The organism is Virgibacillus litoralis, assembly GCF_017873675.1.
In the GTDB taxonomy this organism is placed as follows: domain Bacteria; phylum Bacillota; class Bacilli; order Bacillales; family Amphibacillaceae; genus Lentibacillus; species Lentibacillus litoralis.
In genome coordinates this window covers 34,261-43,849 of record NZ_JAGGKK010000026.1, presented here as the reverse complement: position 1 = coordinate 43,849, position 9,589 = coordinate 34,261, and the positions used below count along the sequence as shown (strand labels likewise).

The following is a 9,589-nucleotide window of genomic DNA, read 5'->3' as shown; positions in this document are numbered from 1 at the left end:
GCTCTGATTTGGGTTTTTCTTTCTTAGTAAACAGTCTACCAAATTAACCCACGACTTTACGATTAAGGAGCCAGTTTTGTTCATAGTAGCTATTTGTCATTTCTGCATCAAAATAGGCTGATTTTCTGCTTTTAACGGAACGAGGATCCGTCTCACCCTTCCGAGAGCACTTTTTCAGCTATTTAGCGGAACGAGGATTCACTTCGATTGTTTGGCCGATCCGAGTGGCAATGCTTCGTTTTCCTATTGCATAAGTGCAACTAGGAATTGGCACTGCAGTTTTCTAACAATGTTTTTTCTATAACTAAAATTTTTATGTGAATTGCAAACATAATTTGATATGATAACGGTATGCTTTTAGAAATGGAACTGTTACAAAGGGAGATCGTTACATATGGAATGGAAAAATATTTATAGAGGTATAATTATGGGAGCAAGTGATGTGATTCCGGGTGTAAGTGGGGGGACCATTGCCGTTTTACTTGGAATTTATGACAGGTTAATAGCTGCTATAAACGGATTTATCAGTAAGGATTGGAAAAAGCAATTAGGCTTTCTGGTTCCACTTGGTATTGGAATAGTGACAGCCGTTTTATTATTAAGCCGTCTGCTTGAGTGGTTATTTGAACATTACCCGGCACCAACACAATTTCTTTTTTTGGGACTAATTTTGGGAGTACTCCCATATTTATTCCAGAAAGCAGATGCGAAAAATAAATTTAAACCGAATCATCTGGTTTTACTTATTATCGGCGCTATTGTCGTTGGTTCGATGCTTTTTTTGAACGCTGGAGAAAGTGCGGTAATTGAAAATAAAACTATGTCAACATATGTGTTATTATTTTTCTCTGGCTTTATTGCAAGCAGTGCCATGGTCCTCCCAGGCATAAGTGGTTCATTTATGTTACTGATCATTGGTGTGTATCAGACAATATTGACAGGGATAAACAACTTCCAACTTGATGTTATTGCTGTAACTGGTGTAGGAATCGTGATCGGTATTGTGGTAATGAGTAAGGTTGTTAACTTCTTTCTAAATAATTACTATACAGGAACATTTGCTATTATCATTGGTATGGTAATTGGTTCGATTTTTGTTGTCTTTCCAGGATGGCCAGCAAATAATACACTCATTCTATTAAGTGTAGCTACATTTGCATTAGGTCTCGCTATAGCTTATCTTCTTGGAAGAGTCGAATACAAGTCGTAAACAGATTAAGAGACATGCTATTACAAAATAGATACAATAAAAATAGAGAAAATCACAAAGGGGTGTTTATGATGAAACATATAGATACAGAGGAAAAATTCAATGAGATAATTCAATCAGATAAACCAGTTATTATAAAGTTTTTCGCTGATTGGTGTCCAGACTGCAAACGGATGGATATGTTTATTGGTGACGTTATGGAAGAATTCAATAATCATGAATGGTATCAAATCAATAGTGATGAAGTTGAGGGAATTGCACAAAAATACGAGGTTATGGGAATTCCAAGCATGTTAATCTTCCAAAATGGTGAAAAATTAGCCCATCAGCATAGCGCTGACACGAAATCACCCGAATCCGTAAGTTCATTTCTGCATCAGCAATTAGTATAAACCAAACCTAAGTATAATCACCCTCTTGAGGGTGGTTATTTTTTTGATTTGATGATTAATTTTGGCTCTCTTACCTCGCAGTTGGAATATACTCGCGTACCTGTGGATCACCACGAGACTCCGACGCATAGCGTTGCCACAGGATGTGGTGTCTCTTAGGCTTGCTGTCCCACAGGAGTTTCGCATATTCAAACTGCTGGTTTAATTGTTTAAAATCTTGTTTTTATCCATACAATATGCATTTGTTAATTTTTAGGATAAGGTGAGCAAAACCCAGCGGAGGAAATACACGTAGACTCCTGTGGGAGCTGAGGCCTAGGTGAGACTACGCAGCGACGTAGGAGCAAGGAGGCTCATCAGCCGCCCACGGAAAGCGAAGTGTATTTCCAGAGCGGCATTATAGCACTCGTACTTTTTAATATGATTATTGCCAGTAGAAGCAACAATCTTGTAAAAAACAGTGTTATCTCTTGACCTTATGTGGGAATAACAATTCCAAAGGAGCCGATGATAATGGAAAAACTATTCTCACAGTTTGCTATGCCACGTGGACGTCTTGGTCAGCTAGCTGGATGGTTTATGTCAAAGGAAAACAGGGGGATTAATAAATGGACAATTGATTTTTTGTCCATCAAAAATAATGATCATATACTGGAAATCGGTTTTGGCTCAGGTAAGGCTATGAAGTATATACTGGAGCAGAAAAATCTGGTGGAAATTACTGGGATTGACCCGTCTGAAGCTATGGTCTACCAAGCGTTAAGAAAGTTAAATAAACGTTTGATCAATAGTGAGGTTCGACTAATTGAAGGGTATGCCGAGGAACTGCCTGTACTGTCTCAAAAGGTTGATAAAGTATTAGTCATAAATAATATCACATTTTGGCGTGATCCAGTAAATACATTGAAAAACATTCGCGGCCAAATGAATGATGGTGGTAAAATTGCCGTAACGATTCAGCCCCACGAGAAGGGCGCAACAGATGAAACAAGCGAATTAATTGGTGGTCAGTTATCGGTATTGCTGGATCAATCGGGTTTTACTTTCATTGAAATTTATATCAAACCAACAAAGCCAAATGACACTGTGTGTGCATTAGGAATTAAATAAGATGATCATTCGCTTTGGAATGATCATCTTATTTTCAGTAAACGCAATGCATTTAGTGTTACAAGCAGGGTTGCCCCCATATCGGCAAAAATTGCAATCCAAAGTGTCAGCCATCCAGGGATGACGAGTAGTAAAGCAAGCACTTTGATACCGATAGCAAAGGAAACATTTTGTTTAATAATTGACAATGTTCTCCGGCTTAATTTTACTGTGAATGGGAGTTTTTCCAGGTCATCGCCCATTAAGGCAACGTCAGCTGTTTCCAATGCACTATCTGTTCCAGCAGAACCCATTGCAATTCCAACAGTTGATGCAGCAAGTGCTGGTGTATCATTAATTCCATCACCTATCATCGCAATATCACCGTTGTTTTTCTGATGTTTTTTTATAAAATCCAATTTATCTTTGGGTAATAAACCTGCTTTTACATCGGTGATTTCAAGGTCTTCTTTTAATGCAACAGCTGTTTGAGCATGATCGCCAGTCAGCATGTACGTATGGTTGATTCCTAGTTTGTGTAACTGTTTAATAATTTGTTTACTTTCTTTCCTAGGTTCATCACGAAGCGCAATCGCTAGTAGTATTTCCTCATTAGTTCCACATAACATTACGGTTTTTCCAGATTCCTGGAAGTTATTCACTTCTTCATTTGGTAATTGATCGAACAGGTTTGGTGACCCTGCATAAATCATTTCACCATTGATTTCTCCTTGTATTCCTTTACCTTTAATTGTTGTGAAATGCTGTACGTCAACTTTTAAAGTGTTAACTTTTTCGTCACTGATATAGTCCACAATTGCCTTTGCTAATGGATGGTTCGATTTGGTTTCCAATGCATTCAGGTAGTTAATTGCTTTTTCACGGTCATCCGTAAAATAGTGAACATCGGTAACTTTTGGGGTTCCGTTTGTTAAAGTACCTGTTTTATCAAAGGCAATTGATTTAATTCTTCCCATTTGTTCAAGGTAGATTCCACCTTTAATAAGAACTCCATTTCGTGCAGCGTTTCCGATTGCCGTTACGATTGCGACCGGAGTGGAGATAACCAATGCACACGGGCAGCCAACAACTAATACAGCAAGACCTTGATAGACCCACACGCTCCAGGCACCACCAAAAAGAGGAGGGATAACTGCTACCAGAATGGCAATCGCAATAATTACAGGCGTATAATATGCGGCGAACCGATCAACAAATGCTTGTGACGGGGCCCGTTCACCTTGTGCTTCTTCTACCAGATGAACAATCTTTGCAATTGTTGTATCTTCTGCTTTTTTCGTGACTTCAATTTCCAAATAACCATCCTGATTAATAGTACCAGCAAATACCTCGTCATTCTTGGCTTTTTCAACTGGAATAGATTCACCGGTAATTGATGCCTGATTAATTGCAGAAAATCCGTCAATTACTCTTCCATCCATGGCTATTCGTTCTCCAGGTTTAACGAGCATAAGATCGCCAATTACGATATCTTCAATCGCTATTGTTTGATCAGTTCCATTTCGTCTGATCAGTGCTTTTTTAGGGGAAATCTTCATCAGTGAACGAATGGAAGCACGTGCTTTATCCATTGAATAGGATTCAAGTGCTTCACTGATAGCAAATAAAATAACTACGATTGCTGCTTCCCGCCATTCACCAATTAGGATTGCACCGATTACGGCAATAGTCATAAGTGTCTTCATATCAAAGCGAAGTCTTGTCAGGTTTATTAGTCCAGCTTTAAAAAGCGTTAATCCCCCGACGAGAGCTGCTAATCCAAAGAGGATGGTGGTCAGGTAATGTGAACTTCCAAAAGTGAATGTTGCTGCAAAACCCAGCACGACTAACAAGGCTGAGAATATAATTCTATCGTAACGGATCCAGAATGGCTCCTTAGCTTGATTGGCATTATCATCCTCCGTTACAACCTTTATGTTGTCGAACGATCCTGCTTTTTCAATGTCTGATATAGAAGCCTTGCCATCTATGTCAACTTTCAATGTGGCAAAATTAACCTCTGCATTGTCGACACCCTTAATTCGTTTGACATTATTTTCGAATGTCTTGGCACAATTAGCGCATGACACCCCTTCTACTCGATATGTTTGTTGGCTAGACGGCATGATACGAATCCTCCTTCATGTGGCTGAAGGCTTGTGAGATTAATTGTTTGATATGACTGTCATATAACGAATAATAAACAAGCTTTCCATCTTTTCGGAAAGAAGCGATACCAGCCTTGTTGAGCTGACGTACGTGGTGTGATGTTGTTGCAGTTGTTGCACCAATAATATTGGCAATATCACAGACACATAATTCTTCTTCAATTAACAATGCATACGCTATTTGTAACCTGTTTTTATCTGCAAGCAGCTTGTAGATCGTTGTTACCTTTTCGAATGGCTGCTGGTCTATTTGCTGTTTTACACGTTCAACTTTGTCTTCATGTATACAAGTTACTTCACATATATCTTTTGGCATTTACTGCACCTCATTCAAATGAGTATTTGATTATAGTATAGTCAAATAGATGTTTGAATGTCAATGGGCATAGTCATTATTTAATGGAAAACGCTAATTTATCTGAAACGCTTAATCTGGCATTAGCTAGTTGCAGGTCTATATGATAAATATCCTTAAACTTCGTGAGATTATTAATATCTGCATAAATGGTGTGAATCTGCTGTTCGTTTATTAAGCGGTCATCCTCTGGAACATTCTTAACATTACCCCACTCAATTAAAAAAGGGAGCTGTTCTGATACGTCTTCTGGAAAAAGCATTCGCCATTCTAATATTGAACCACTTGGTTTTCTTCTGCTTCCAGGGACGGGACCGGTAAATGGAATAGTAGACTTATAAAAATGATCAATATATTTATCCATTTTATCTGTCCGTAACGCATACTGGATAGGACCTTCCATATTATCATCGAGTGCATTGACAACTTGTTTAATAAGAGGATTCTCTGATTGGACCGCTATTTTTTTATCAAAAATACCAATCCATTCGATATAACTGTCATTGCTGAAATAAGCCAAATAATTATATGTTCCCCAATTGGAGTGTTTCCCCCCTTGTATAACAGTTACATTATGCTCTTTTCCAAATTTCTCCGCGGCTTCTGCAGGGTTGTCGGATACAATAACAATGTGGTCAATCGCTAGCATTCTGTCGCCTCCCTAAATTAATTTGTTATCGCAATCTTAATGCTAAAGCGCTATAATGAAAAGAAATTTATACGGGGAAGGGGAATACAAGATGCAAAAACCGATACTCAAGGATTTTCCAAATGAATTCCATACCGAGAGGCTTTATATACGCCTGCCTAAACCGGGAGACGGCGAGTCAGTTTATTTTGCTATTGAAGCAAGCAAGGAAGAGCTGAAAAAATGGCTTCCATTTGCACAAAAGAACCAAAGTAAGGAGGATGTGGAGGCAAACGTAAGGGAGTCATATATTAAGTTTCTGAAAAGAGAAGATATGAGAATGCATATTTTCAACCGAGAAACGGGAAATCTTGTTGGCTGTACAGGATTACACAGAATCGATTGGGAAATACCAAAGTTTGAGATAGGCTATTGGATTGATTCGCGCAAAAGCGGATATGGCTATATTACGGAAGCTGTCCAAGGAATAACAGATTACGCTTTTAGAGAACTCTTAGCTAATAGGGTCGAAATCCGGTGTGATCGGGAAAATAGCAGAAGTAAAGCAATACCCGAACGGCTTGGATTTAAACTGGAAGGTATTTTGCAGAATGATGATGTTGCAGCTGATGGGGATGGACTTAGGGACACCTGTATCTTTGCAAAAGTAAAATAACTAATTTGCTGAATTTGAAACTATAAAAAATGAAGATCTGTGTGAACATCAGTTCAACATCAATACTTTTCATATAAATTTTGGTATAGTACTTAAAAAGGCACATATAAAGTGGGTGTAATTATGGGAAATCCAAACGTATTAATTGTTGAAGATGAACAGAAGCTGAGCAGGGTTTTGCAGCTTGAGCTTAATTATGAAAATTATACGACTGAGGTTGCCAATAATGGGAAACAAGCACTTGAATTATTGGAAAGTAAAAAATGGGACTTGGTGCTGCTTGATATCATGCTTCCGGAATTAAGTGGGATGGAAGTTTTAAGACGGTTCAGACGTAATGATACTAGTACTCCAATTATCCTGCTGACTGCCAGAGACCAGGTACATGATAAAGTAAGTGGACTAGACCTTGGAGCAAATGATTATGTAACAAAACCGTTTCAGATTGAAGAATTGCTTGCACGTATTCGCGTACATTTACGTAAGCAAACAACTGCGGTGAATAACGGTGATTATTTGACTGTCGGTGACTTGCAAGTAGATATAAACACACGTGAAGTTAAGCGGGAATCACAGCAAATTGAACTTACACCCAGAGAATTTGATTTGCTTATTTACCTGATGAAAAACAAAAATATTGTGCTCACAAGAGACCAATTAATCGAGCATGTATGGGGATATGATTATTTTGGGGATACAAACGTTGTTGATGTTTATATTCGATATTTGCGCCAAAAAATCGACAAAGGATTTGAGAACACCTATATTAATACGGTCCGTGGTGTTGGATATACGATAAAGGAACATGTGCAATGAAACTATCCGCGAAGATTCGCTTGTTTTCAAGTCTATTTATGCTTGTACTAATATTGCTTGTTAACACATCAATTTACTTTTTGTTTAAAAATATATCGATTAATAGTGAAGTAGATGAAATGACCAGCCAAACGAACGAAATTGTAAAGACGCTCAACTCAAATCCGGAGATTGCCAGAAGTGACTTATTAAGAGCATACTTGCCAACAGATGGCATGATTCGTGTGGTTGAAGAAGAAAATGATCGTCTTCTGCTGACGTTAACCAAAAAAGATAGCTTTACTGAATTGCCTGCATCGTTTGTAAAAACCGAGTCCAATTCAATTATCCATTTAGATAATCAAGCCAATTTTGTAACCATTTCTAAACCAATTATATGGGAGAATGGAGAAATTGTAACTCTGCAGGTATATAAACAGCTCGTTGCACATACCGAAACAATGCAAACCTTATTTTATGTTTTAATTGTAGCGTCAGCCATTATGCTTATTCCAACGATAATAGCTGGCGTATTTTTAAGCAGGTTCATTTTAAATCCAATAAAGGCATTAACTGCTGCGATGAAAGAAAATATAACCAATACGAAATGGAAAAAAATATATGTGGAAAACAGATCACGTGATGAACTTTATGAAATGGAAAATACGTTTAATACGATGATTGAGTATTTAAAGGATAATTTTGAAAAACAGGAGACGTTTGTATCAGATGCTTCTCATGAGTTGAAAACACCGATATCAATAGTAAAGAGTTATGCAGAGTTATTGGAAAGACGTGGACAGGGTAACCCGGAGCTTTTCAATGAGTCAATCCAGGCTATTGAATCTGAAGCAGATCGTATGCAAAAGCTGGTAGAACAAATGCTGTTGCTTGCAAGAAATCAGGAAAAAGACGCGCATGAACAAATAAACATAGTTGATATTTGCAGGGAAACAGTAGCTAAATTTAAAGGTGCATATAACCGTGAAATCATTATAGAAACAGAAAAAGATGTGCTTTATGTGAATGGAAGTCAAGACCAATTACAACAGGTTATTTATATATTAATTGATAATGCCTTAAAATACAGTGATGGGATAGTTAAGTTAACTATTCGGAGAGAAAATACCAATGTTATCGTTAATGTCCAGGATTCTGGTCAAGGGATTCCAAACGAAGAGCAGGAAAAAATATTTGACCGGTTTTACCGAATGGAAAAATCAAGAAACAGGGATTTAGGTGGTACTGGACTTGGATTGTCCATTGCAAAAACAATTGTTGCAGCTCATGATGGAAGTTTACGGGTAACGAGTAAAGCAGGAGAAGGCTCCACCTTTACGATTGAATTTCCGATTGTTAAGGAAAGTTAATGTTATTCTCATCAAATTCTAATCTTTTGCACAGTGTCCTTTCACTTGAAGGGGATATCATGTAATTAAGAACAAAGAGGAGGAGAATAAATTGAAGAAGAAAATTGGTATTGCGTTAGCAGTTTTTATTGGTGCAACTGCGATGGGACTCGGTATTTATCATTCAGATGCAGCACAGGCTGAACCCAAATTATCAACAGGGGAAATTAAACAATTGGTAAAGGACCAATATCCAGGAGAAATTACGGAGATGGAACTTGAAAAAAGCCAAAATCGGGCTGTTTATGAAATAGAAATTAATGATGGCCAAAAAGAATATGAAATTAAAATGGACGGAAATACCGGTGAAGTACTGAAATTAGAAGAGAAAATGATTGCGAATAATGGTAAACAATCGAATGAAGTAAAAAGTAATGATAATTCAGATGATGACACTAATAAGCCTGCTAACGCTAGTAACGATAATAAAAAGGCTGAAAAAGATGATAACAGTGATGACAACAACAAAGAACTAGCCATCAAGGAAAAAGACGATTCCACGAAAGACGATAAGAATCAGGAAACTAAAACGGATGACGATAATTCTAAGGTTGTCAAAGCTGTAATCGACATTGGTAAGGCAAGGGAAATCGCACTTAATGCATTTTCAGGAACTATTGTAAGTATAGAGTTGGATGAGGATGATGGACGTCTGCTTTATGAATTGGAAATGGATACTAATAAAAGAGAAGCAGAAATTGAAATAGATGCCTATACGGGAGAAGTTTTGGTATTGGATATCGAAAGTAAAGATAACGATGATGATACCAACGACTCTAACGATAACGACGATGATAGTGACGATAGCGATGACGATGATAATGACGGCGATGATGACGACGATAAGGACGACGATGACTAATTGCA

10 protein-coding genes are annotated in these 9,589 nt (G+C 37.7%); 7 read left to right on the top strand and 3 right to left on the bottom strand.

All coding sequences use genetic code 11. The annotated features are described in order from the left end of the window. The first annotated feature begins 394 nt into the window (after positions 1–394). The 3 genes from J2Z82_RS17775 to J2Z82_RS17765 all read left to right on the top strand — a co-directional run bounded on the left by J2Z82_RS17775 (position 395) and on the right by J2Z82_RS17765 (position 2,712). Positions 395–1,210, top strand: coding sequence for a DUF368 domain-containing protein (locus J2Z82_RS17775; RefSeq protein WP_209482137.1), 816 nt, complete (start codon positions 395–397; stop codon positions 1,208–1,210). Between the two features lie 71 nt (positions 1,211–1,281). Further along, positions 1,282–1,602, top strand: a complete 321-nt coding sequence (locus tag J2Z82_RS17770; RefSeq protein WP_209482136.1) for a thioredoxin family protein — start codon at positions 1,282–1,284, stop codon at positions 1,600–1,602. A 513-nt stretch (positions 1,603–2,115) separates the two neighbouring features. Continuing rightward, positions 2,116–2,712: a class I SAM-dependent methyltransferase gene (locus tag J2Z82_RS17765; protein ID WP_209482135.1), complete on the top strand. Its 597-nt coding sequence runs from the start codon at positions 2,116–2,118 to the stop codon at positions 2,710–2,712. Between the two features lie 23 nt (positions 2,713–2,735). Here J2Z82_RS17765 and J2Z82_RS17760 read toward each other — a convergent pair whose 3' ends face one another. The 3 genes from J2Z82_RS17760 to J2Z82_RS17750 all read right to left on the bottom strand — a co-directional run bounded on the left by J2Z82_RS17760 (position 2,736) and on the right by J2Z82_RS17750 (position 5,863). After that, positions 2,736–4,817 carry a heavy metal translocating P-type ATPase gene (locus J2Z82_RS17760; RefSeq protein WP_209482134.1) on the bottom strand — a complete coding sequence of 694 codons (2,082 nt, stop codon included), beginning with the start codon at positions 4,815–4,817 and terminating at the stop codon, positions 2,736–2,738. Further along, positions 4,807–5,175 (bottom strand): ArsR/SmtB family transcription factor, encoded by a 369-nt coding sequence (locus J2Z82_RS17755; RefSeq protein ID WP_209482133.1) that lies wholly within the window; start codon positions 5,173–5,175, stop codon positions 4,807–4,809. The genes J2Z82_RS17760 and J2Z82_RS17755 overlap by 11 nt, the downstream gene beginning before the upstream one ends. A gap of 76 nt (positions 5,176–5,251) precedes the next feature. Beyond that, positions 5,252–5,863, bottom strand: a complete 612-nt coding sequence (locus J2Z82_RS17750) for a VOC family protein (protein ID WP_209482132.1) — start codon at positions 5,861–5,863, stop codon at positions 5,252–5,254. Positions 5,864–5,954: 91 nt separating this feature from the next. On the opposite strand from J2Z82_RS17750, the gene J2Z82_RS17745 reads away from it, so the two are divergent. The 4 genes from J2Z82_RS17745 to J2Z82_RS17730 all read left to right on the top strand — a co-directional run bounded on the left by J2Z82_RS17745 (position 5,955) and on the right by J2Z82_RS17730 (position 9,584). Continuing rightward, positions 5,955–6,518, top strand: coding sequence for a GNAT family N-acetyltransferase (locus J2Z82_RS17745; RefSeq protein ID WP_209482131.1), 564 nt, complete (start codon positions 5,955–5,957; stop codon positions 6,516–6,518). A 123-nt stretch (positions 6,519–6,641) separates the two neighbouring features. After that, the gene (locus J2Z82_RS17740) at positions 6,642–7,334 is read left to right on the top strand and encodes a response regulator transcription factor (RefSeq protein ID WP_209482130.1); all 693 of its coding nucleotides are present in this window, start codon (positions 6,642–6,644) and stop codon (positions 7,332–7,334) included. After that, on the top strand, positions 7,331–8,683 hold the full coding sequence (locus tag J2Z82_RS17735) for a HAMP domain-containing sensor histidine kinase (RefSeq protein ID WP_209482129.1): 1,353 nt from the start codon (positions 7,331–7,333) through the stop codon (positions 8,681–8,683). The genes J2Z82_RS17740 and J2Z82_RS17735 overlap by 4 nt, the downstream gene beginning before the upstream one ends. 91 nt (positions 8,684–8,774) lie before the next feature. Next, positions 8,775–9,584 carry a PepSY domain-containing protein gene (locus J2Z82_RS17730; protein WP_209482128.1) on the top strand — a complete coding sequence of 270 codons (810 nt, stop codon included), beginning with the start codon at positions 8,775–8,777 and terminating at the stop codon, positions 9,582–9,584. The last annotated feature ends 5 nt before the right edge of the window (positions 9,585–9,589 follow it).

Coding starts and splice junctions, on each gene's coding strand:
- J2Z82_RS17765 (WP_209482135.1), top strand. CDS start 2,116: ATGGAAAAACTATTCTCACAGTTTGCTATGCCACGTGGACGTCTTGGT.
- J2Z82_RS17735 (WP_209482129.1), top strand. CDS start 7,331: ATGAAACTATCCGCGAAGATTCGCTTGTTTTCAAGTCTATTTATGCTT.
- J2Z82_RS17755 (WP_209482133.1), bottom strand. CDS start 5,175: ATGCCAAAAGATATATGTGAAGTAACTTGTATACATGAAGACAAAGTT.
- J2Z82_RS17750 (WP_209482132.1), bottom strand. CDS start 5,863: ATGCTAGCGATTGACCACATTGTTATTGTATCCGACAACCCTGCAGAA.
- J2Z82_RS17775 (WP_209482137.1), top strand. CDS start 395: ATGGAATGGAAAAATATTTATAGAGGTATAATTATGGGAGCAAGTGAT.
- J2Z82_RS17740 (WP_209482130.1), top strand. CDS start 6,642: ATGGGAAATCCAAACGTATTAATTGTTGAAGATGAACAGAAGCTGAGC.
- J2Z82_RS17745 (WP_209482131.1), top strand. CDS start 5,955: ATGCAAAAACCGATACTCAAGGATTTTCCAAATGAATTCCATACCGAG.
- J2Z82_RS17770 (WP_209482136.1), top strand. CDS start 1,282: ATGAAACATATAGATACAGAGGAAAAATTCAATGAGATAATTCAATCA.
- J2Z82_RS17760 (WP_209482134.1), bottom strand. CDS start 4,817: ATGCCGTCTAGCCAACAAACATATCGAGTAGAAGGGGTGTCATGCGCT.